The following is a 23,779-nucleotide window of genomic DNA, read 5'->3' on the forward strand; positions in this document are numbered from 1 at the left end:
TCGGCGCCGCCGGACGGTCAGCCGGCGGTGGTCTGGGCGGCGAGGTGGTCCAGCACGGAGCGGATGTCGCCGCCGGTGTCGGCCATGATGCGCCGTTGCCGGGTGGCGCCGGTCCCCTCGCGGCGCAGCCGGGTCAGCTGCGCGACGGTGTAGTCGAGGTCGCCGTGCCGCGCCAGCGCCGGGGTCACGGTGGCGAACAGCTCCTCGACCAGGTCCCAGGCCGGCCGGGCGCCGCCGGCGTGCAGGTCGATCAGGTCGCCGTCGAGGCCGTCGTGGGCGGCCCGCCAGTGCGCGGCCGAGACCAGGCAGTTGCGGATCCGGTGCGCGGCCACCCCGGAGCGGACGTCGTCGACGATCGTGGCGACCAGCGCCCGGACCAGCGCGGCGACCAGCACTGTGTCGTCCACCGTCGGGCAGACGTCGCCGACCCGGATCTCCACCGTCGGGTACGCCGCCGACGGCCGGGCGTACCAGTAGACCATCGCCGCGTCGAGCATGATGCCGGCGGCGATCAGGTCGTCCACCGTGCGGTCGTAGTCGGCGGCGGAGTCGAAGTGCGGCGTCGGGCCGATGCTCGGCCAGCGCTCCAGCTGCATCGAGCGCCAGCTGGCGTGCCCGGTGTCCCGGCCGTCGTGCAGCGGGGAGTTGGTGGTGATCGCCTGCACCACCGGCAGCCACGGGCGCAGGTGGTTACAGACCTGCACGGCCAGTTCCCGGTCGGGCACCCCCACGTGCACGTGACAACCGCAGACCGCCGGGTCGTGCGCCACCGGGCCGAAGCGGCGGGACATGGCGTGGTAACGCGGCTTGTCCGGCACCGTCCGGTGCGGTTCGTGGACGGGCGTGGCCCCGACCGCGACCAGCCGGGCGCCGGCCGCCTCGGCCGCCGCCGCGGCGGAACGCCGCAACCCGACCAGGTGCCGGCGCAACTCCCCCAGGTCCGCGCAGACCGGGGTGACCATCTCCACCATGCTGTGCCGGAACTCCTGGCGGCTCTGGTCCCGGGCGGTGCCGTGCAGCGCGGTGAGCACCCGGTCGGCCACCGGGAGGCTCTCCCCGGTCGCGGGGTCGAGAAGCAGGTACTCCTCCTCCACCCCCAGGGTCAGGGTGGTCAGGTCGGGGACGCTGGTGGCAACTGCCGGACGGTACGTCATCGGTGGTCGGCGTCCGTTTCGTCGGGCGGCGCGGGCCGCACGGCCGGGACGACCGGGGTTCCCGGCCGCCGGCCGGGCAAACGTCCCCCAGCGCCCCGAACCGCCACCACCGTTGCCCGCGCGGGCCGCCCGTCCGCTATCCGCCGGAGCGCACCGTCACCGCCCGCCGGGTCAGGAAGTCGCGTTCGGCCGCGTTCCCGGCCAGCTCGGCGGCCCGCCGGTACGCCACCGCGGCCTCCCCGGCCCGCCCGAGCCGGCGCAGCAGGTCGGCCCGGACCGCGTGGAAGACGTGGAAGCTGCCCAGGTCGAGGCGCTCCACCTCGGCCAGCGCCGCCGCCGGGCCGGCCACCTCGGCCAGCGCGACCGCCCGGTTCAGCGCCACCACCGGCCCGGGCAGGTAGGCCCGGAGCTGGTCGTACAGCGCCAGGATCTGGGCCCAGTCGGTGCCGGCGGCGTCCGGCGCGGCGCTGTGCACGGCGGCGATGGCGGCCTGGATCTGGTACGGGCCGGGCTGGCCCCGGCGCAGGCAGCGGCGGACCAGGTCCTGCCCCTGCTCGACCAGCGCGGCGTCCCAGCGCCGCCGGTCCTGGTCCGGCAACGGCACCAGCGCGCCGTCGGCGGTGGTGCGGGCGGGGCGGCGGGCCTCGGTGAGCAGCATCAGGGCCAGCAGCCCCCGCGCCTCCGGCTCGTCCGGCATCAGCTCCACCAGCAGCCGGCCGAGCCGGATCGCCTCGGCGCACAGGTCGTCGCGGACCAGCCGGGCACCGGAACTCGCCGTGTGCCCCTCGGTGAAGATCAGGTAGACCACGGCCAGCACGGCCCGGAGCCGGTCGGGCAGGTCGGCCTCCCGGGGGATGCGGTACGGGATGCCGGCGTCGCGGATCTTCGCCTTGGCCCGGACCAGCCGCTGCGCCATGGTCTTCTCCGGCACCAGGAAGGCCCGGGCGATCTCGGCGGTGCTCAGGCCGCCGAGCAGGCGCAGGGTCAGCGCGACGCGGGCGGCCGGGTTCAGCGCCGGATGGCAACAGGTGAAGATCAACCGGAGCCGGTCGTCGCGCACGGGCCCCTCCTCGACGGGTTCACCGGCGGCGTACAGCAGGGCGGCCTGGGCGTGCCGGTCGGCCCGGGACGCCTCCCGGCGCAGCCGGTCGATCGCCCGGTTCCGGGCGGTGGTGATGATCCACCCGGCCGGGCTGGGCGGCGGCCCGGTCTCCGGCCAGCGGGCGGCGGCGACGGTGAAGGCGTCCTGCACCGCCTCCTCGGCGAGGTCGAGGTCGCCGAGGAGGCGGGCCAGCACGGCGACCGCGCGGCCGTACTCCGCGCGGAACACCCGCTCCACGTCCGGCACGGTCAGTCGTCGCCCTGGAACGGCCGCACCTCGATCGGCAGGGTGGTGGCCAGCGCGTAGCGGCTGCCCCAGGCCAGCGCGGCGTCCAGGTCGGGCGCCCGGATGACGGTGAAGCCGCCGAGGTACTCCTTGCCCTCGACGAACGGCCCGTCGCTGACCAGCACCGCGCCGTCGGACGGCCGCAGCACGGTGGCGGTGTCCGGGGCGTGCAGGCCCTGGCCGAAGACCCAGCACCCGGCCGTCTCCAGGTCCTGCCGGATGACGCCGAGGTCGCGCATCACCCCGGCCAGGAACTCCGGCTCCGGGCGGCCTTCGCCCGCGGGCTGGTAGATGCTGAGCAGGTACTGCCTCATCGGCCTCTCCTCGGTGGGCGGCCGGCCCGACGCCGGCCTCTCATCCTGCACACGAACGGCGGCGGCCGAAATCGACACGAGCCGCCCCGGCGTGCCGGGTCCCGGGAAACGCCGCGGATCCCGGGAAGCGTCGCGGCCCGGCTCCCCGAGTCGGGGAACCGGGCCGCGGCGCGTGCGGTGTCAGTCGGTGCAGGACGGCTGGTCGAAGTGTCCCGGGGTGCCCGGGAAGGCCGCGCCCGCGCCCTGCTCCTTGTTGTCCCGGGGGTACACGTAGGACAGCTCCAGGAAGGCGGAGGTGCCCGGCGTGGTCACGTCGGCCGGAGTGCGGCCGGCGCCGGTGGCCCAGGCCAGCCGGGTCAGGAAGTCCTGCATGGCCGGGCTGTGCTGGCGGATGTCGTTGAACCCGCCGTACGCCGCGTTGCAGTGGGTGTACAGGTTGTACGCCCCGTTCCAGTCGAACAACCGGTCACCGTTGTTCGGCCCGTTCGCCGTCACGTCACCCTGCAGTACGTCCCGGTCCCAGCCACCGTAGATCCAGTCGGTGCCGTGGTGGTGCTGGTTGTCCGCCGGCTCCCCGTTCTCCAGCCCGGTCAGCTCGAACCACCGGCAGGGGTCGATCGTGCCGTCCGCCGTGTCCACCGGCCAGGCCCCCGCGGCGCAGTTGTCCGGGTAGGAGCCGCGCGGCCGGAAGTCGAGCAGGTCGGAGCTGAGCACCGCGGCCACCGCCGGTCCGCTCGTCGCCCCGGCCCCGCCGAAGAGGTGGTCCACGTACTGGTCGTGGTCGCCCCGGGCGGCGGCGCTGAACACGCCGTTCACCAGGCACTGCGGCTCGGCCGCGTCCAGCACCGGGTCGCAGCCCCGGCCGCCCCAGAGCACGTCCGAGCCCTCGGAGCCGAAGAGCTGGTCACCGCCGCTGTCACCGTTGGCGATGTCGTCGCCGAAGCCGGCGTGGATGTTGTCCGCCCCGGCCCCGCCGCGGATCCGGTCGTCGCCGCCGGCGGTCAACCCCGAGTGCGGCATCGGCGCCGAGGTCGGGCTACCGATCCAGGCGTCGCCGTCGGTGTCGTGCAGCAGGTCCACCCGCCGGTCGTAGTCGCCGGCCCGGAACCCGGTGAACGTCTCCTGCGGCACCGACGACAGCGTGACGGTGAAACCGAGCGCGGCCACGTCGTCGGCGTTCAGGTACTGGTTGACCACGCCACCCCGGTCGCCGAGGATCGCGTCCCGGCCGCTCTCGCCGTACAGGGTGTCGGCGCCGAGCTCACCGAAGAGGTCGTCGTCGCCGTCGCCGCCCCGGACCAGGTCGTCGCCGTCCTGCCCCCAGACCCCGTCGTCACCGGCATCGCCGAAGAGCTGGTCGGCACCGTACGCCCCGGCCGGCTCGCAGGTGGCCTGGGCGGTGGTGCAGAAGCGGGTGGACGGGCCGGGCAGCGCCGGGTCGTGGGTACGGGCCACCGTGGCGTCGGCCGGCACCGCGCCGGTCGGGTACCGCTCGGTGTAGACCCGCTCGGCCGGCTGACCGTTGACGGTGGTGACCGTGCGCAGCAGCGACCCGTTGTCGCCGAGCAGCACGTCCGCCGCGCCGTTGCCCTCCAGCACGTCCCCGGCGTCCCGGAAGGCCGCGGCCGAGCTGCCGCCGATCAGGTCGTCCTGCCCGGCCGGCTGGCCCGCCCCGATCAGCTGTGCCGGGGCCGCGGGGGCGCCCGGCCAGCCCGGGTCGGCCAGCGGGGTGACGGTGCTCCGGCCGGCGGCGTCGAGCGCCGAATCGCCGCGCAGCACGTCCGTGCCGCCGTTGCCCTCCAGGTAGTCGCCGCCGCCGTCACCGGTGAGCGCGTCGTCGCCGTCCTGGCCCCAGAGGGTGTCGACGCCGTCGCCGCCGCTGATCCGGTCGCCGCCGTGCCGGTCGGCCTGCACCGCCGCCCGGTCGAGCAGCACCACGATCCGTGGGCCGAACGGTGCGCCGTCGCCGCCGAGGCGGACGGTCACCGCGGTCGGCGTCTCGCCGGGCAGTGGCCGGAGCACGGCGCCGTTGTCGCCGATCACCGCGTCCGAGTCCGGGCCGCCGAACAGCGCGTCGGCGGCGTCCGGCTGACCGGTGGTGGCCGTCCCCGCCCCGTCGTACGCGGTACTCGAACCGCCCACCAGGTCGTCGTCGCCGTGGTTGCCCTCGACCCAGTCCGAGCCGGGACCACCCTCGGCGAAGTCCGCCCCGCCGTCGGCGTGCACCCGGTCGGGCCCGCCCTGACCGAAGATGACGTCGCCGGCGTCACCGCCGGAGATCAGGTCGCCGCCGCTGGTGCCGGCCGCCGGGGTGAACCCGAGGTCGAGCAGGGTGACCTTGCGGGCCGGTCCGGACCGGCCCTGGGTGACCCGCGTCGCGTCGGCGCCCGCCGGGGCGAACCGGGCGTTGTCCCCGGCGATCAGGTCGCTGTCGGCGTCGCCGAAGAGCTGGTCACCGCTGTCCGGCCGGCCGGTGCCGGGCACCGGCTCCTGGGCGGAGCCGCCGACGATCTCGTCCTGCCCGGCGTTGCCGTGCACCACGTCGGCGTCGTTGTTGCCCTCCAACCGGTCGTCCCCGGCGTCGCCGTCGACCCGGTCGGCGCCGAGGCCGCCGTAGGCCAGGTCGCCGTCCGCGCCGCCGGAGATCACGTCCCCGGCGCCGGCGCCGGGCACGTCCCCGGCGAGGTCCAGCGGCAGCGGACCGATGTCGCCGACGCGGACCGTGCCGTTGTCGCCGACGATCCGGTCGGCGCCGCCCTCGCCGTAGAGGTGGTCCCGCCCGTCGGCCGCGCCGGCGGTCCGGCCACCGCCGTGGAGCACGTCCCCGTCCGGGCCGCCGAAGACCTGGTCGTCGCCGGCGTTGCCCTCGACGGTGTCCACGCCGTCGCCGCCGTGCAGGCCGTCGTCACCGGCGTTGCCGAAGAGCAGGTCGTCGTCGCCGTCGCCGTGCAGCTGGTCCACCCCGGCCGCGCCCCAGGCCCGGTCGGCGCCGGCGCCCAGGTGCAGGGTGTCGTCGCCGAGCTGCCCGCAGGCACGGTCGTCGCCGCCACCGAGGTCGGCCCGGTCGGCGCCGCCGCCGGCCGCCACCCGTTCCACCCCGGCGCCGCCCAGGATCAGGTCGCGGTCGCCCTGGTCTGCCGGGGCCGGCTGGCCGTCGGCCAGGGTGGCGTCGGCGCAGGTCTCGGCGGGCAGGTGCCGGTCACCGAAGACCGTCGAGCCGCCGTCCCCGCCGATCAGGTGGTCCCGGCCCGGGCCGCCGACCAGCAGCTTGGTCTGCGACTGCACGCCGGCCGGTAGCGGCTCGTGGACCACCTCGCGGAACCGGCCGTAGCCGTCGTCGCCGCCGGCCGGCCCGACCCGGGACGGTTCGGCGAGGACGTGGTCGTCGCCGGGGCCGCCGAACAGCTCGTCGGTGCCGTGGCCACCGACCAGCACGTCGTCGCCGCCGTAGCCGTACAGCCGGCCGGTCTGGCCGTTGGCCGAGTGGGACACCACCAGGTCGGTGCCGGCGCTGCCGTACACGGTGTCCTGGCCGCTGCCGGTGTCGACCTGGTTGGTCAGGCCGGCGTCGCCGGTGCCCGGGTCGTCCACGCCGGCCGGCACGGTGGTGTCGAAGGTGTGGATGGTGTCGTCGCCGCGCCCACCGTTGACGGTGTCCCCGCCGGGGCCGCCGACCAGCAGGTTGTTCCCGCTGGGCCGGTCGTCGGAGACGACGCCGAGCACGTCGTCGCCGCCGTTGCCGTACACGGTGTTGGTGCCGTGCCCGACGGTGACGTGGTCGACGGTGCCGCCGGTGGAGGCGGTCGGGTCGGCCAGCGTGGTCCAGTCGATCAGGCCGGTGAGGGTCTTGTCGCCGACCGAGGTGTGCACGCCGGTCGGCGCCCGGTCGGTGCCGCCCAGGCCGCTGTCGCCGGCCACCACGCTGTTGCCGTCGCCGGTGGTGACGGTGTCCGCCCCGGCGCCGCCGGCCACCCGGCTGACCACGCCGGCCGCCTCGGCGGTGACGATGACGTCGTCGCCGCCGCGCCCGTCCACGTACGCCGGTCCGGTGCCGGTGCGGATCTGGTCCCGGCCGTCGGAGCCGATGACCACGGCGGTCCGGTCGAACGCCGAGGTCTTCGTGCCGTCGCCGCTGGTGTCGCCGTCGCCGAGCAGCAGGATCGACATGGAGGTCTTGGCCGCGTCGGCGACCTGGTAGCCCCGTCCGTCCACGACCACCCGGGTCAGCGCCGGGTCGAGGAACTCCTGCCGCCGGCCGAGCGCCTCGACCGCGAAGCCGTCGAAGTCGTCGCTGGCGCCCTCCTGGCCGGCGTCGGCGTAGTGCAGCGCGTACACCTTGATCACGTCGCCGGCGTAGGTGCCGGCCCCGTTGTCCCAGGCCGCGTCGCCGCGCTGCGCCTGCTTGCCGAACCGACCGGCGAAGACCACCAGGGTGTCGTCGACAGTGCCGCCGAGTTCCGGCGGTGGCGGAGTGCAGTCGGGTTGTGCCCGGAAGTCCAGCAGGACCGCGTCGACCAGGGTGAAGTCGAAGGTCTTGGAGAACAGCACGAGATCGATGGTGATGTAGACCTTGAGGAACACCGACAGCTGCCCGCTGGTGGTGAAGAGGCAGATCGGGTTGACCAGCAGCGCCTGGAGGAACTCACTGGTCCGGAACTTGCCGTCGTTGTTCGGGTCGTTCCAGCTGAACCCGATGGTGAGCCGGATGCCGCCCTCGATGCCGGCCTTCAGGAACAGCACGCTGACCTGTGCGCCGGCGGCGATCTCACCGCGCAGGGTGACCACCGGTACGGCGGTGCCGGTGCTGTCGGCGGTCTTGAAGTAGAGCCCGTCGAGCAGCTTCACCGCGTTGACAGCGGTGCCGTCGCCGGCCGCCTCGATCGCGTGCCGGATGCCGGCGGTGTCCAGGCCGGCGATGAACCGGGCGGTCACCGACGCGCTGCCGGCCAGCGTGATGAGCACCGGCGGCGGGGCGTAGACCGGGCCGAACGACTGACGCCAGCTGAAGCCGAGGGTGAGCGGCCCGGAGTCGAACCCGATCAGCTCGACGTCCTGCCCCATCAGCAGTCCGAAGAGCGAGCCCGGGTTGTCGAAGACCGGGAAGGTGAAGCCGATCTTCGCGGCGGTGGACTTGCCGTCCCCACCGGGCGTGAAGATCTTCTCGCCGTCGTCGCCGGCCGCGGTGTCCACCGCCGCCTTCACCTCGTCGGCGGACTTCGCCCGGGTGAACGCGTCCGCCCGGTCGATCAGGCTCTCGGCCGAGGCCGGGGACGCCTCGGTGGTCAGCGCCTGGTCGCCGTCGACCAGGAACTGGCCCAGCGGGATCGAGCAGCCGGCGTCGCAGTCGGGGATCCGGTTGATGAAGGTGACCACCGCGCGCACCGTGTCCACGAAGGACAGGTCCGGCCCGCCGCTGAGCGTGCTGAACTGCTTTGCCAGCCAGACCAGCGTGATGTCCGGCCCGCCGGTGGCCTTGGACAGGTCGGAGAGCACCGGGATCGGGGCGTAGAGCGTGTCGATGACGGGCTGCAGCGGCCCGGTGACCGCCTTGAGCTGCTCGACGACCGGCTTGAGGATCTTGTCGAAGAAGGCGCCCGCGTCGAGCGCGATGTCGGTGAAGGTGATCCGCAGGCCGTGCTCCGGGCTGTCCCCGGCCGCGCTCAGCGCGCCGCGCTGGTGGGTGAGCTGCCAGCTCAGCCCGAACCGGGCGCTGATGCCGGGCAGCGCGGAGGCCGCCTCGCCGCCCGGATCCACCTTGGCGGCCAGCTTCCAGTCGATCTTCACCTTGGCGGTCAGGTCGGTGGCGAGCAGCGAACCGAGGTCGCCGAACTCGGCCAGGGTCAGCTTGGCGGTCGGGTCGGCCGCGCAGTCCCCGGCCGGGGTGTCGCCGAAGCAGCTCTGCTCCCCCACCGAGCCCTTCAGGTCGATCGCGAAGTACGCGCCGACCAGCGGGTCGGTGCCCTGCTTCTGCGCGTTGACCCGGATGAACGCGAGCTGGGCGGCGAGGTCGCCGGGCATGTCGAAGGACGCGCCGATCTCCAGTTCCGGCGCGGCGTCCCCCGAGTGGGTGGCCACGTAGAAGCCCTCGTCCCGGTCGAGCACCAGGTCCAGCCGCAGCTTCCAGCCGAGTCGGGCCTTGATCCCGTCGGTGGCGCCCTTCTCCGCCTTCAGCGACAGGCCGGGCACGCCGAGGTCGAGCGGCACGTCGACGCCGAGGCAGCCGTCGCCGGCGCAGCCCTGCTCCGCCGACGGGTCGCCGCGGGCGGCGGTGAGGGTGATCCGGACCGACTGGAAGTCCTCCGGCCCGCAGGTGGCGGCGTCGGCGCGGCAGGTCACCGTGCTGGTCGCGCCGGGGGCGACCTCGGCCAGCGCGGCGTCCAGCGCGGCCTTCGCCCCGGCGTTGTCCAGCGTGGCGTCGGCCAGCACCGGCCCGATCGCGTCCTTGACCCGGGTACGCAGGTCGGCGATGAACCGCTGGCCCTGTTGCAGGTCGTCGCCGACCAGCGGCAGCTTGCCGTCGAAGCTGGCCAGTCGCAACGCCTCCTCGACCTTGGCCAGGTAGCCGTCGATGCCGACGTTGAAGTCGGTGAGCCGCAGCGCGAGGTTGGCGAAGCAGGTGTCCAGGTCGGGGGTGGCGGTGTTCGCGGCCAGGTCCAGCCCGAGTTCCAGGGAGAGCAGGTTGCTGGTGCCGCCCGGGTCGCAGTCGTTGACGAAGAGCGGGGCGCGGGCGCAGATGGGCACGTTCGGGCCGCCGACGCCGTCGCCGCAGTCCGTACCGGCGGTGGTGACGCTGGGCGTCACGCCGAGCAGGCCGGCGATCGGCCCGTCCGCGGGCAGGCCGCCGAGGCCGAAGCTGAGGTTGGCCCGGACGGTGCCGGGGTCGCCGGCCTTGCCGAGGTCCAGCGCCAGCGGGCCGACCCGGGCGGCCACCGCCAGATCGGTGGCGGCGCCGGTCACCGTCACGTTCGCCGACGAGGTGCGGTCCAGCAGCGGTACGCCGTCCGCGCGCAGCGGCAGCAGCAGGCCCAGTTGCGCCCGGGCGTCGACGTCCACGGTGAACGCGCCGGAGCTGTCCAGACTGACCAGTTCCCGGGCGCCGTCCCAGCCGAAGGTCAGCGGGCCGCCGGTGTGGAAGCCGCGCTTCCAGTCCAGCCCGAGCCGCAGGTACGGCCCGCCGGCCCGCTCGTCGAGGGTGAAGGCGATCCCGCTGCCCTGCCCGAGCGCGCCGTTGAGCACGTCGATCGCGTCCTGGAGGGTGTCCGGCGGCGCGGCCAGCAGCCGGTCCACGGCGTCGGCCAACTCCGGCCGCAGCGCGTACGCGGTGCCGTCGGCCGGGGTGGGCGTGCCGGCGGCGTCGACCCGCAGGGTCTGCGTGTCGACCCGGGCCAGCACCCGGTAGGCCTTGCTGCCGATGACCACCGCCCAGTCCGCCAGGCTCGGGGCGAACCCGGAGTCGGCGTCCCGGCTGGTGTCCTTGAGCAGGAAGTTCGGGCCGTCGGCGGTGTAGCTGACGTCCGCGCCGACCCCGCTCTCGTCGCTGCCGAGCAGCTCGCGGGCGGTGCGGCCGAGGACCGGGATCTCGGTGTCCAGCGGCCCGGTGCCGGTCGACGGCGCGCTGAGCGCCACGTTGACCAGCCGCAGCGCCTCCACCACGAGGGCGAACATGGCCTTCGGGTCGTTCGGGTCGAAGTCGAGCGCGAAGAGGCCGGCCAGGTCGGAGGTGTCGACGCTGGGCTGGCCGCCGGCGGTCCAGCTCACGTCGACCCCGACGCCGGTGCCGAGCGCGCCGGTGGCGCCGGGGACGCTGACCTCGACCCGCCCGGCCGTCCTCACCGACGAGGTGGCGGCGAGCAGGCCGGCCGGGTCCTGTTCGAGCCGGCTGAACAGGGTGCCGAGGCTGAGGTCCTGGGCCTGCTTGAACCGCACCTCGATCATGCGCTTGCCCTCGGCGGCCGGGCCGACGGTGAGGTTGCCACCCAGCTTCACCTTCAGGAACCCGGCGGTGGTGTGGAAGTCCACCGCGGTGGTGATCGGGAAGTCGGCGGCGAAGAGCGGGGTGGCGGGGTCGGTGCGCAGCAGCACCCGGTCGGCGTTGGCGGCCGGGCTGCCGAGGTCGTCGCGCAGGTCGAGCACGAGGGTGATGCTGGCGGTGTAGCGGGGCTTGACCATCGCGTAGCTGGCCTGGGCGTTGGCGGCGCGCAGGCCGACCTTCTGATCGCCGGCCGGCCCGGTGAGCGCACCGCCGAGTTCGACCGCGCCGGTGTGCGGGCTGGAGCCGCTGATCACCCAGGCGCTGTCCGCGGCGGGCTGCCCGCCGATCCAGTTCTCCTTCAGGGTGACCGAGTTGGCGGTGTTGGCCGCGACGGTGCCGGCGGAGGTGCCCGCCACGACGCGCTGGCCGACCAGCGCTCCGGGGGCGAACCGGTCGCTGTCGACGGTGAGGTCCTTGGCGCCGAAGGTGGCGCCCCGGCCGGAGACCTGCGGCGCGCCCGGGTCCAGCGGCACCTCGACGGTGGACTCGCGCTCCAGCTTGACCCGGAAGACCAGCTTGTCGTCGGCGAAGGAGAGCCCGTCGACCGGCATGCCCTCGGCCGCGAGCAGGGCGAGCAGTTCCTGGATCGAGGTGAACTTGGGTTGCCCGGCCCGGGCCGGGTCGTCGACGCCGGGCTGGAAGTGTGGATCCTCGGGCCGGGGGTGCACGTGCTCGCGCAGGAAGTCGGTGAGCTTCTCGTTGACCTTCACCGCGTCGGCGAAGGTGCCGCGCAGGAAGGGCAGGTCGAGGTTGCCGGCCGGGCCGCTCTGCTGCACCCCGCCGATCAGGGTGGCGAGCTGGGCGATGCCGGCGGCCAGGTCGAGCGGGCTCATGGTGCGGAACCGGCCGATCGTCTCGTCGAGCCCGCTGGTGGTCACCGTGGGGCTGCCGACCGCGATGTCCGCCCAGTCGATGGTCACGGTCGCGGCGATCGCCGGCAGGTCGAAGGGCGTGCCGGCGGTGGCGGCGCCGAGCTTGACCACGCCGTGCACCGAGCCCGGCCCGGCCTCGGTCTCGGTGTCGGAGATCCGGCCGCCGCCGGAGCCGTCCAGCGCCACCTGCGCCAGGCCGGCGAGGGAGCCGGCCGCGCCGAGTTCGCCGGTGCCCGCGCCGGACGGGGTGTCGAAGGCGAGGCGGCCGTCGCCGTTCGGGTCGGTCAGGGTCACCTTGAGGTGGCTGCTCGCGGTCAGCGTGCTGCCCGCGGTGAGCGTGACGCCCAGGATGCCGACGGCGGCGTCGGCCTGGTCCAGGTCGGACCGGAACCGCGCCACCGCGTCGATGTCGATGCGGGGGCTGTCGCCGTCGCGCACCAGGTAGGTCTCGCCGGCCGCGGTGTGCCGGGCCCGCAGGTGCAGAGTGGCCCAGCCGGTGACGCTGACCGCGTCGGCCACGGTGACCCCGGAGACGGCCAGGTCCTGCTCGGTCACCTCGCGCTTGGTGGCGAGCAGGACGTCGAGCAAATGGTCCCCGCCGCTGCTGGTGACCGTGCTGGTCAGCCGGGTGCCGCCACCCAGGTCGACGTCCCGTTCCAGGTCGTCGGCCAGCGCGTCGGCGGCGGTCCGGGCCAGCGTGTCGGCCTGGACCAGCGAGCCGGGGCTGACGCCGAGCAGGGGCAGCGGCTGGGCGAGCGCGCCGATCCGGGACAGGCCGCCCTCGGTCCAGGTGGCCGTGCGGTCCATCAGTCCCTTGAGGGCGGTCTCCCACGCCTCGTCCGCCTGTGCGGGTGGTGCCGTCACGACCAGCGCGAACGTCGTCGCGAGCAGGGTCGCGACGGCCGCGGCGAGCAGACGCCGTAGTGCCACCATGGGCCACCTCGATCCGAACGATGGCCGTCGGTGGACGGCGCCGTACGCGCCAGCACACCGATCACGGAATTTGCTCGCAACGAGAGTGTCGACTTGGTGACACAGTGTCAATACGATCAGTCGGCACCGGTGTGGCCAGGCGGTTCGTCAAGGGCGACCGGGTAGGGGTTGGCGGCTGGCCCACGCCGGGCGGGCCCGACCGGACACCCGGCCGGGCCCGCCACGGCAACCGGCCTACGGGTAGTTGGTCAGGTAGGACTGCTGGTGGGCCGCGTTCGCGGTCTCGCCGACGTTGTTGATCACCCGGTTGATCGTGCCGACCCCGCCGAGGGAGACGGTGACCATGTTGGTGAACCGCACGTTCGGGTTGGTCGGCACCTCGAATGCCCGGTCGGCGACCACCGCGGGGTTGACGTTGAAGTAGCAGTAGCTGCCCAGCCCCCACGCCTGGTGGCTGGTCACCGAGTCGGCCACCTTGTACGCGGCGTAGCCCCGGGTGGCCCCGTTCATCCAGCCGGCCTGGTTCGGCGGGTCGTACGGCATCTCGTTCTGGTAGAAGTACGTCCGGCCGCCGTTGCCGTTCCAGACGGTCTGGTACTTCTGGTAGTGCTCGACGAAGAGGCCGTACATGGTGACGTTGTCGCCGTTGACGGTGAGGCCGGTGTCGGCGGTGTTGACGGTCCACCCGACACCGTCGCCGTGGTCGGCTCGCCACAGCCACATGTGGTCGCCGATCACGTTGTCGCTGTTGACGGTCAGCGTGTTGGTGGCCCGGCCGACACCCGGCCCGCCGATCCGGAAGAACACGTCGTGCAGCGAGGTCGGGTTGGCCGCGTGGCTGGCCGCCGAGCCGGGCGGGCCCACCTCCATCAGAACCGGCGAGGTGACCTGGCCGGCCTCGAACATGATGCCGGCCACCTTCACGCCGTCCACGTCGGCCACCCGCATCGCCACGGTGCCGTTGTCGGCCTGGATGGTGGCCAGGCCGAGGCCGAGGATCACCGTGTCCGGCCGGTCGACCCGGATCGGCTCGGTGACGTGGTGCACGCCCGGGGTGAACAGCAGGTGGCGGCCCTGGGCGAGCGCGGCGTTGATGGTGGCCGCGCTGGTGCCCGGCTGGACGAGGTAGAACTGCGACAGCGAGATGGACGAGCCGGCCGGGGTCTTGCCGTACCAGCTGGTGCCGGTGGAGTTGGCGCGCAGCGCCGGCACGAAGACCCGGTACTCGCCGGTGCCGTCGACGTAGAGGAACGGCTTCTCCCGCACCTGCGGGGTCTGCGGGATGACGGTGTGCGACGGGTTCGGGAAGTGCGGGGCGGGGGCCCCGACGACGCCCTGGAAGACCATGTTCCACACCGAGCCGGTCCAGCCGTTGCCGAACTCGCTGTTGCGCGAGTACCACTGCTGCTGCGAGCCGGAGACGACCAGGCCGTCGATGCGGGTGTCGGCCATCAGCCCGCCGCTGGACCAGCCGTCGCCGCCGTTCCAGAGCTGGATCTGGTTCTGCGCGCCGCGCAGGTGCATCCGGCGGTACGGCGCGGCCTGGGACACCGCCCACCGCTCCACGGTCACCCCGGCCGGCAGGGTCACCGACAGGTTCTCCGCGGCCCGCCAGAAGTTCTGCGTGGCGTTGCCGCCCATCCAGAACGCCTCGACCCGTACGTGGCCGTTGAGGTTCACGTCGTCCGGGCTCAGGCCGAGGCCGGCGACCTGGGTGAAGAAGCCGAGGTTGACGTCGGCGGTGTAGCTGCCGGGCTTGAACAGCACCGCGTACCGCTGCGGGCCGAACTGGTTGGTCTCCTGCTGGGTGAACAGGGTGTTCAGCCGGCTCTGGATGGTGGCGGTCGGGGTGGACGGGTCGAAGACGAAGGTGTTCGGCCCGAAGTTCGGGTTGCGCGGGTCGGTGGGCGGGATGCCGGGGTCGGTGGTCCCGCCGGTGGTGTTCACCTGGAACTCCCAGAGCGAGTAGCCGTACCCGGTCGCCCGCGCGGTGCCGTAGACGCGGATGTACCGGCCGCTGCCGGTGACGGTGAGGGTCTGGACACCGCCGGTGCCGGTGGTGGTGCTGTAGATGGTGGTCCAGGCCGACCCGTCGGCCGACGTCTGGATCTGGAAGGCCCTGCCGTACGCGGCCTCCCAGTTGAGCACCACCCGGCAGATCGTCTGGGTGCTGCCCAGGTCGACCCGCAGCCACTGCGGGTCGCTGGCGGCGCTGGCCCAGCGGGTCCCGGTGTTGCCGTCCACGGCGGCCGAGGCGGCCAGGCCGGCGCTCTCCGTGGACGACGCGGTGGCCGGGCGGCCCAGAGCCGCGTTGGCGCTGCCGCAGGTGGGCGTGCCGCCGCCGGTCTCGCCGTAGACCTGGAACTCCCAGAGCGAGTAGCCGTAGCCGGTGGCGCGCGCGGTGCCGTACATCCGGACGTAGCGGCCGGCGCCGCTGACGGTCAGGGTCTGCGTGCCGCCGGTGCCGGCGGTGGTGGTGTGGACGGTGGTCCAGGCGCTGCCGTCGTCGGAGGTCTGGAGCTGGAAGGCCCGGGCGTAGGCGCCCTCCCAGACCAGGGTGACCTGGCTGATGGTGGCCCGGGTGCCCAGGTCGACCTGGAGCCACTGCGGGTCGCTGAAGGCGCTGGACCAGCGGGTGCCGGTGTTGCCGTCGACGGCCGCCGCGGCGGGGGTGCCGGCGTTCTCGGTGGAGGAGGCGGTGGCCGGTCGGCCCTGGGAGAGCAGCACCGGCGCCGCCTGCGCGGGGGGCGTCAGGCCGGTCGGCGCCAGCGCCGCGACCAGCGCGACCACCAGCCCGATGAGGGTACGCCGGTGGGGCCGGCGGCCCGGTGCCGGGCGTACGGATGTAGCGCGAGATGTCATGACTTCGCCTGTCGATAGGGGGGTTCGGACGCCGGGCATGACGGGGTGACGGGAGGCCGGCCGCGGTGCGGGAGGTGGTGCCACCGGGACGGGCACCGCGACTGGAGAGCGCTCTCGGGGAAGTGTTACGGCGCGGTTGCGACGCCGTCAAGACATCGATCTATAACGCTGTTATATATCCCGAAGGTTCGATATGCCGGTTAGGGCCGCACGCCGCCGGCCGCGAGCAGCCGGGCGATCGGCAGGGTGGCCGCCCCCAGTGCCACCGCGTCGACGCCGAGCCGGCACAGCTCGATCGACGCCTGCTCGTACGGCTGGCGCAGCGCCTGCCGGCCGGCGGCCTCCCGCACGGCCGGCAGCAGGTCGCCCAGCGCCATCGCGGCCCAGCCGCCCAGCACCACCCGCTCCGGGTTGAACAGGTTGATCAGGTTGGCCACCCCGGCGCCCAGGTAGCCGGCGGTCTCGTCGAGCACCCGGCGGGCGGTGGCCGACGTGGCGGCCGCGTCGACCAGGGCGCCGAGCTGCGACTCCTCGTCGTCGCCGGGCACCGGCCGGCCGCGCCGCGCCTCCCGGTACCGGTCGATGATCGCCTCGGCCCCGACGTACGCCTCCAGGCAGCCCCGCGCGCCGCAGCGGCAGGGCCGGCCCCCGTACACCAGGGTGGTGTGCCCCCACTCCCCGGCGCTGCTGGACGCCCCCCGGTAGGTGACCCCGTTGGTCACCACGGCCGCCCCGACGCCGGAGCCGACCAGCGCGAACACCGCGTGCCGGGCGCCCCGGCCGGCGCCGAACCACATCTCCGCCTGGCCGAGGGTCTTGGCGCCGTTGTCGATGTGCAGGGGCAGGTCGGTGCCGGCGGAGATGAGCCCCTCCAGCGGCACCCGGTCCCAGCCGAGCGCCTGGGCGTGCACCACCGCCCGCTCCCCCTGCTCGACCACGCCGGAGACCCCGATGCCGACGCCGAGCACGGCGTCGGTGTCCACGCCGGCGCGGGTGGTGACCGCGTCGATGCCGGCCAGCACGTGCCCGGCGACCAGCGCCGGCTCGGTGCGCGCCGGGTCCAGCGGGTACTCGACGCTGGCCAGCAGCGCCATCGCGAAGTCGAACAGCTCGACCCGCACCCGGGTCTCACCGACGTCCACCCCGACCACGAAGGCGAACCGCGGCGCGACCCGGAGGATCATGCTGGGCCGGCCGCCGTCGGACTCGGCCGCGCCCGCCTCGACGACGAGACCCTCGTCGATCAGGTCGCCCACCACGTTGCTCACCGCCGGCTGGCTCAGCCCGGTGCTGCGCACCAGGTCCTGGCGGGTCAGCGGACCGTCGAGGAAGAGCTTCGACAGCAGCGCCGACCGGTTCCGCAGCCGGACGCCGCGATTCGTCGCTCGCGCCAACTCCACACGCCACCTCGATCCCCCGGGCCGTCCGAGGCGACTGTACGACCCCGTGCTTGACGACCCCTGAAGACAACCACTTTAATGACGACATTCATTAAGGCGTGATGTAACTCTCGCGACACCGTCCGGCGGCCCGCCGCCGGAACCGGCCCCACCCGTCCCGCCGGCCCCTCCGCGACCCCCGCTCCACCCGGCGCCGGCGACCCCCATCACTCGCACCGGAAGGGCAGACCCGTGTCGAGACGACACCTGGCGATACTCACCGCGGCCGTGCTGGCCGCCGCCTCGCTGACCGCCTGCGGCGGCTCCGGCGACGACTCCTCCTCGGGCGGCGCGAAGACGCTCACCTACTGGGCCAGCAACCAGGGCGCCAGCCTGGAGGCCGACAAGCAGATCCTCCAGCCGGAGCTGGCGAAGTTCGAGCAGCAGACCGGCATCAAGGTCAACGTCGAGGTGGTGCCCTGGTCGGACCTGCTCAACCGGCTGCTCGCCGCCGCCACCTCCGGCCAGGGCCCGGACGTGGTCAACATCGGCAACACCTGGTCGGCCTCGTTGCAGGCCACCGGCGCGCTGGTGGAGTTCGACGACGCCACGCTGGCCAAGGTCGGCGGCAAGGACCGGTTCGTCCCGGCCGCGCTGGCCGCCGCCGGCGCCCCCGGCAAGCCGCCCGCGGCGGTGCCGCTCTACAGCCTCGCCTACGCCCTCTACTACAACAAGAAGGCGTTCGCCGACGCCGGCATCACCAACCCGCCGACCACCTGGGAACAGGTGGCCGAGGCCGGCCGGAAGCTCACCGGGGGCGGGAAGTGGGGTCTCGCGGTCGAGGGCGCGAACCCGTCGGAGAACGCCCACCACGCCTTCACCTTCAGCCAGCAGTACGGCGGCGAGTGGTTCGACCCGGCCGGCAAGCCGACGTTCGACACCCCGCAGAACGTCGCCGCGGTGAAGCGGTACGTCGACCTGATGGCCGTCGACAAGATCGTCAACCCGAGCAACGCCGAGTACGCGCAGAACCAGTCGGTCTCCGACTTCGCCAACGGCAAGGCCGCGATGCTGCTCTGGCAGGCCGCGGGATCGAACCTGAAGTCGCAGAACATGGCCCCCGACGCGTACGGGATCGCCCCGGTGCCGTTCCTGGCCGCCCCGCCGGCCGGCGGCAAGAAGGTCAACAGCATGGTCGCCGGAATCAACATGGCGGTGTTCAAGCACACCAAGAACCGGGACGCCGCGCTGGAGTTCGTCAAGTTCATGACCAGCGACGCCGAGCAGGTGACGCTCAACAAGACGTACGGCTCGCTGCCCCCGGTGAAGACCGTGGCCGGTGACCCGGCGTTCGCCGCGCCGGAGCAGAAGGTGCTCCAGGAGACCCTGGCCAGCACGGCCGCGCCGCTGCCGCAGGTGCCCGAGGAGAGCACCTTCGAGACGCTGGTCGGCACCGCCATCAAGGAGCTGTTCGCCGACGCGGCCAGCGGCAAGCCGGTCACCGAGGACAGCGTCCGGCAGAAGCTGAGCCAGGCCCAGCAGCAGATGCGCTGACGACGCGCCGACCCGCCGGACCGGTGGCCGTGGGAGGGACGCCGACCCTCCCACGGCCACCCAGCGAGAGGACCCCGATGGCAACCAGCACCACCCCCCGGGACGTCGCCGCGCCCGGCCGGCCGGCCCGGGGCGGCCGGCCGGGCCGGAGCCGCCTCCGCCGGCCCCGCCGGTCGCTCCTGCCGTACCTGCTGCTCGCCCCGGCCATCGTGCTGGAGCTGGCGATCCACGTGGTGCCGATGCTCGTCGGCGCGTGGATGAGCCTGCTGGAGCTGACCCAGTTCCACATCCGGGACTGGTCCACCGCGCCCTTCGTCGGCCTGGAGAACTACCGGGTGGTGCTCGACTTCGACTCCGCCGCCGGGGCCGAACTGCTGCACTCGTTCTGGGTGACCGTCGCCTACACGGTCGCCTCGGTCGGGCTCTCCTGGGTGCTCGGCACCACCGCGGCGGTGCTGCTGCAACGGCCGTTCCGCGGCCGGGGCGTGCTGCGCGCGCTCTTCCTCACCCCGTACGCGCTGCCGGTCTACACCGCCGTGATCACCTGGAGCTTCCTGTTCCAGCGGGACACCGGCCTGGTCAACCACGTCCTGGTCGACCAGCTGCACCTGGCCGACGACAAGCCGTTCTGGCTGATCGGCGGGAACAGCTTCGTCGCGCTGCTGATCGTGTCGGTCTGGCGCTCCTGGCCGTTCGCCTTCCTCTGCATCATGGCCGGCCTGCAGAACATCCCCGGCGACCTCTACGAGGCCGCCGCCATGGACGGGGCCGGCTTCTGGCGGCGGCTGCGCTCGGTGACCCTGCCCATGCTGCGGCCGGTGAACCTGGTCCTGCTGCTGGTGCTGTTCCTGTGGACCTTCAACGACTTCAACACCCCGTACGTGCTCTTCGGCGGCTCGGCCCCGGAGCAGGCGGACCTGATCTCGATCCACATCTACCGCAGCTCCTTCAAGACCTGGGACTTCGGCTCCGGCTCGGCGATGTCGGTGGCGCTGCTGCTGTTCCTGCTCGTGGTCACCGCCGCCTACCTGCTGATCACCAACCGCCGGAGGAACGATGCGTGAGACGGCCACCGAGCGCTGGGCCCGCCGGATCGTGCTGACCCTGCTCGCGATCTTCGTCCTGGTGCCGCTGTACGTGATGGTCAGCTCGGCGGTCAAGCCGCTGCAGGACGTGCAGAACGCGTTCACCTGGTGGCCGCGGCGCCCCACGTTGCAGGCGTTCGTGGACATGTGGTCGACCGTCCCGCTCGGCCGCTACCTGGTGAACAGCCTGGTCGTCTCCAGCGTGGCGGCGGTCTTCTCGGTCACCGTGGCGATCTTCGCGGCGTTCGCGGTGAGCCGCTACCGGTTCCGCGGCCGGGGCCTGTTCTCGGTGACCGTGCTGTCGACCCAGATGTTCCCCGGCATCCTGTTCCTGCTGCCGCTCTTCCTCATCTACGTCAACCTCGGCAACGCCACCGGCATCCAGCTCTACGCCAGCCGGACCGGCCTGATCATCACGTACCTCACCTTCTCGCTGCCCTTCTCGATCTGGATGCTGGTCGGCTACTTCGACTCCATCCCGCGCGGGCTGGACGAGGCCGCGCAGGTCGACGGGGCCGGGCCAATGCGCACCCTGTTCCAGGTGGTGCTGCCGGCGGCGGTGCCCGGCGTGGTCGCGGTGACCGTTTACGCGTTCATGACCGCCTGGGGCGAGGTGCTCTTCGCCTCGGTGATGACCAACGAGGACAGCCGCACCCTGGCGGTCGGCCTGCAGGGCTACTCCACCCAGTTCAACGTCTACTGGAACCAGATCATGGCGGCGTCGCTGGTGGTCAGCGTCCCGGTCGTGGCCGGCTTCCTGGCGTTGCAGCGCTACTTCGTCGCCGGCCTGACCGCCGGCGCGGTCAAGTAGGACCACGTCCACCGCTGTCCGAAGGAGAACCGAGAAGTGCCGGACCTGTCCAACCTGCCGCCCGACTTCCTCTGGGGCGTCGCCACCTCGGCGTACCAGATCGAGGGCGCCGTCGACACCGACGGTCGGGCACCGTCCATCTGGGACACCTTCTGCCGGGTGCCCGGGGCCGTCGACAACGGCGACACCGGGGCCGTCGCCTGCGACCACTACCACCGCTGGCCGGAGGACGTGGGGCTGATGCGGCGGCTCGGCGTCGACGCGTACCGGTTCTCGGTGGCCTGGCCGCGGGTGCGCCCGGACGGCGTCGGGGCGGTGAACCCGAAGGGGCTGGACTTCTACGACCGGCTGGTCGACGCGCTGCTGACCGCCGGGATCCGGCCGTTCGTCACCCTCTACCACTGGGACCTGCCGCAGGCGCTCCAGGACCGCGGCGGTTGGCCGGAGCGCTCCACCGCCGAGGCGTTCGCCGACTACGCGGCCGTGGTGGCCGCCCGGCTCGGCGACCGGGTGGCCGACTGGACCACCGTCAACGAGCCGCTCTGCGTGTGCTGGATCGGGCACCTGGAGGGGCGGATGGCCCCGGGCGAGCGGGACCTGACCCGGGCCGTCCGCGCCGCGCACCACGTGCTGCTCGGGCACGGCCTGGCCACCCGGGCGATCCGGGCGAACGCCGCCCGCCCGGCGTCGATCGGGCTGGTGCTCAACCTCAGCCCGATCGAGCCGGCCACCGACCGGCCGGCCGACGTCGCGGCGGCCCGGCGGATGGACGGCCACGTCAACCGCTGGTGGCTGGACCCGGTGTACGGCCGCGGCTACCCCGCCGACATGCTCGCCACCTACGGTCTGGAGCCACCGGTACGCGGCGACGACCTGGCGGTGATCGCCACCCCGACCGACTTCCTCGGCGTGAACTACTACTTCCGGCAGGTGGTGGTCGACGACCCGGCCGGGCCGCCACCGTACGCCCGGCAGGTGCCGGTGCCCGGCTCGGTGGAGACCGCGATGGGTTGGGAACTGTACCCGGCCGGGCTGGAGCAGTTGCTGGTCGCGGTGCACGAGGAGTATCGGCCAGCGAAGATCATCGTCACCGAGAGCGGTTCGGCCTGGCCGGACGACGAGGTCACCCCGGACGGCACCGTCGAGGACAAGGAGCGCACCGACCACCTGGAGCAGCACCTGGCCGCCTGCGCCGGGGCGGTCGGCCGGGGCGTACCGCTCGCCGGCTACTTCGTCTGGTCGCTGCTGGACAACTTCGAGTGGGCGTACGGCTACGACAAGCGGTTCGGCCTGGTGCACGTGGACTACCCGACCCAGCGGCGGACGGTCAAGGCGAGCGGTCACCGCTACGCCGAACTGATCCGCGCCCACCAGCGGCGCGCCGGGGCGCAGGCCGTCGCCCCGGTGGCCGGATAGCGGGCCGACGGGGCCCGGGAACCCTGGGTGCCGCACCGGGCGGCACCCAGGGCCCCGTCCGGGTGGTCGGTTGGCGCGGGGCACCGCGCCGGCCCGCACGGCGGTAGCCTCCCCTCGTGGCCGCGACGGAGCAGGACCCGACGGGCGGCCCCGGCCTGGCCGAACTCGACCGGATGAAGGCGTTCAGCGACGGCGTCTTCGCGATCGTCATCACCCTGCTGGTGCTGGAACTGCGCGTCCCCTCGTACGAGCCGGGCGGGCTGCTCCCGGCGCTGCTCCACGAGGGCTCCGCCTACCTCGCCTTCGTGGTCTCCTTCGTCTACGTCGGCGTCCTCTGGCTCAACCACCACGCGCTGTTGCGGCTGCTGCGCGGCACCACCCCGGCGCTGAACTGGATCAACCTCGCCATCCTGTTCGGCGTGGTGATCATCCCGTTCCCGACCGCGGTGCTCGCCGCGGCGTTCACCGAGCACGGCGACCGGTACGACCGGCAGGTGGCGGTCGGCCTCTACGCGCTCTCCGCGGCGCTGATGTCGCTGCCGTGGCTGGTGGTCTTCGGCTACCTGCGCCGCCGGCCGGAGGTGCGCGCGGTGGGCATCGACCACGCCTACGTGCGGGCGCAGACGCGGCGGCCGGTCACCGGGTTGATCCTCTACGGTCTGGCCGGGCTGCTCGGCTGGTTGGTGGACCCGGTGGTCGGGCTGATCGCCATCATGGTCATGATCGCGTACCACGCGGTCACCAGCGAGGGGATCCGCCGCCGGCGCCGGCCGCCGGCGCGCGGGCCGAGCTGAGCCGATCCCCCTCGACACGCCGAACCTCCTATACGCCTTTACTTAAATAAGTCGGCGCTGATATAACTGGCCGGTGCACGCCTTCGATGTGCTCGGCGACCCGGTGCGGCGCCGGATCCTCGAACTGCTCGCCGGCGGCGAGATGACCGCCGGCGGGCTCTGCGACGTGATCCGGGCGGAGTTCGGCATCTCCCAGCCGGCCGTCTCGCAGCACCTCAAGGTGCTGCGGGACAACGGCTTCACCACCGTGCGGCCGGAGGGGACCCGCCGGCTCTACGCCGTCGACCCGGCGCCGCTGCGCGAGGTCGACGACTGGCTCGGCCACTTCCGCCGGTTCTGGACCCCACCCCTGCAGGCCCTCGCCACCGAGCTCGCCCGAGGCAAGCGCGAACGGCGGCTGCGCGAGCAGCGCGCCGACGCTCCCGAGGAAAGGAGAGAATCATGATCGAGGCGACCAGCCAGCTCAACGCGGTCCGACGCCAGGTCGGCCAGCGGACGCTGGAGGCCGGCGAGGCCCGGGTGACGACCATCAGCCAGACGTACGACGCGCCGCTGGAGGACGTCTGGGACGCCTGCACCAACCCCGAGCGCATCCCCCGCTGGTTCCTGCCGGTCAGCGGCGACCTGCGGCTGCACGGCCGCTACCAGTTGGAGGGCAACGCGTCCGGCGTGGTGGAGCGCTGCGACCCGCCAAAGAGCTTCGCCGCCACCTGGGAAATGATGGGCGAGGTGAGCTGGATCGAGGTCCGGCTGACCCCGACCGGCGACGGCCGCACCCGGTTCGAGCTGGACCACATCGCGCACGTCGACCAGGAGCGCTGGGACCAGTTCGGCCCGGGCGCGGTCGGGGTGGGCTGGGACCTGGCCCTGCTCGGCCTGGCCACGCACCTGGCCAACGACGGCAGCGGGGTCAGCCCGGAGCAGAGCGAGGCCTGGAGCGCCTCCCCGGAGGGCCGGGCCTTCATGTCGACGGCCAGCGACCTGTGGGGCGAGGCGAGCATCGCCGCCGGCACCGACCCCGAGGCGGCCCGGGCCGCCGCCGGCCGCACCACCGCCTTCTACACCGGCACCCCGGAGAGCTGAGCCGGCCGCCCGCCCGGCGCTGGGCGGCAGCGCCGTGCGGGGGTGCCGAGCCGGGGGCGCCGGCAGGGCGGGTTGCGGCGGCTCGTCTCGCACCCCACCCCTG

General features: G+C 73.6%; 13 protein-coding genes. 7 read left to right on the forward strand and 6 right to left on the reverse strand.

Features of this window, described 5'->3' with window-relative positions:
• Window positions 1-17: 17 nt before the first annotated feature.
• The 6 genes from Q3W71_RS14340 to Q3W71_RS14365 all read right to left on the reverse strand — a co-directional run bounded on the left by Q3W71_RS14340 (window position 18) and on the right by Q3W71_RS14365 (window position 16,954).
• Window positions 18-1,154, reverse strand: a complete 1,137-nt coding sequence (locus tag Q3W71_RS14340) for a glutamate--cysteine ligase (RefSeq protein WP_302919807.1) — start codon at window positions 1,152-1,154, stop codon at window positions 18-20.
• A 136-nt stretch (window positions 1,155-1,290) separates the two neighbouring features.
• Window positions 1,291-2,502 (reverse strand): RNA polymerase sigma factor, encoded by a 1,212-nt coding sequence (locus tag Q3W71_RS14345; protein WP_302919808.1) that lies wholly within the window; start codon window positions 2,500-2,502, stop codon window positions 1,291-1,293.
• A 2-nt stretch (window positions 2,503-2,504) separates the two neighbouring features.
• Window positions 2,505-2,855 carry a YciI family protein gene (locus Q3W71_RS14350; protein ID WP_302919809.1) on the reverse strand — a complete coding sequence of 117 codons (351 nt, stop codon included), beginning with the start codon at window positions 2,853-2,855 and terminating at the stop codon, window positions 2,505-2,507.
• A 180-nt stretch (window positions 2,856-3,035) separates the two neighbouring features.
• Window positions 3,036-12,689 (reverse strand): calcium-binding protein, encoded by a 9,654-nt coding sequence (locus Q3W71_RS14355; RefSeq protein WP_302919810.1) that lies wholly within the window; start codon window positions 12,687-12,689, stop codon window positions 3,036-3,038.
• 237 nt (window positions 12,690-12,926) lie between these two features.
• Window positions 12,927-15,554: a discoidin domain-containing protein gene (locus Q3W71_RS14360; protein ID WP_302919811.1), complete on the reverse strand. Its 2,628-nt coding sequence runs from the start codon at window positions 15,552-15,554 to the stop codon at window positions 12,927-12,929.
• Between the two features lie 200 nt (window positions 15,555-15,754).
• Window positions 15,755-16,954, reverse strand: a complete 1,200-nt coding sequence (locus tag Q3W71_RS14365) for an ROK family transcriptional regulator (RefSeq protein ID WP_302919812.1) — start codon at window positions 16,952-16,954, stop codon at window positions 15,755-15,757.
• 231 nt (window positions 16,955-17,185) lie between these two features.
• On the opposite strand from Q3W71_RS14365, the gene Q3W71_RS14370 reads away from it, so the two are divergent.
• The 7 genes from Q3W71_RS14370 (at window position 17,186) to Q3W71_RS14400 (ending at window position 23,676) form a co-directional block, all read left to right on the forward strand.
• Window positions 17,186-18,487: a sugar ABC transporter substrate-binding protein gene (locus tag Q3W71_RS14370; protein WP_302919813.1), complete on the forward strand. Its 1,302-nt coding sequence runs from the start codon at window positions 17,186-17,188 to the stop codon at window positions 18,485-18,487.
• A gap of 77 nt (window positions 18,488-18,564) precedes the next feature.
• On the forward strand, window positions 18,565-19,551 hold the full coding sequence (locus Q3W71_RS14375; RefSeq protein ID WP_302919814.1) for a carbohydrate ABC transporter permease: 987 nt from the start codon (window positions 18,565-18,567) through the stop codon (window positions 19,549-19,551).
• Entirely contained in the window at window positions 19,544-20,383 is an 840-nt protein-coding gene (locus tag Q3W71_RS14380; protein WP_302919815.1) for a carbohydrate ABC transporter permease, read from the forward strand. Before Q3W71_RS14375 ends, Q3W71_RS14380 begins: the two co-directional genes overlap by 8 nt.
• 36 nt (window positions 20,384-20,419) lie before the next feature.
• Window positions 20,420-21,799, forward strand: coding sequence for a GH1 family beta-glucosidase (locus Q3W71_RS14385; protein WP_302919816.1), 1,380 nt, complete (start codon window positions 20,420-20,422; stop codon window positions 21,797-21,799).
• Between the two features lie 116 nt (window positions 21,800-21,915).
• The gene (locus Q3W71_RS14390) at window positions 21,916-22,593 is read left to right on the forward strand and encodes a TMEM175 family protein (RefSeq protein ID WP_302919817.1); all 678 of its coding nucleotides are present in this window, start codon (window positions 21,916-21,918) and stop codon (window positions 22,591-22,593) included.
• Window positions 22,594-22,666: 73 nt separating this feature from the next.
• Entirely contained in the window at window positions 22,667-23,038 is a 372-nt protein-coding gene (locus tag Q3W71_RS14395) for a helix-turn-helix transcriptional regulator (RefSeq protein WP_302919818.1), read from the forward strand.
• Window positions 23,035-23,676, forward strand: coding sequence for an SRPBCC family protein (locus Q3W71_RS14400; protein WP_302919819.1), 642 nt, complete (start codon window positions 23,035-23,037; stop codon window positions 23,674-23,676). Before Q3W71_RS14395 ends, Q3W71_RS14400 begins: the two co-directional genes overlap by 4 nt.
• Window positions 23,677-23,779: the final 103 nt, after the last annotated feature.

It is taken from the genome of Micromonospora sp. C28SCA-DRY-2 (genome assembly GCF_030519475.1).
Taxonomy (GTDB): domain Bacteria; phylum Actinomycetota; class Actinomycetes; order Mycobacteriales; family Micromonosporaceae; genus Micromonospora.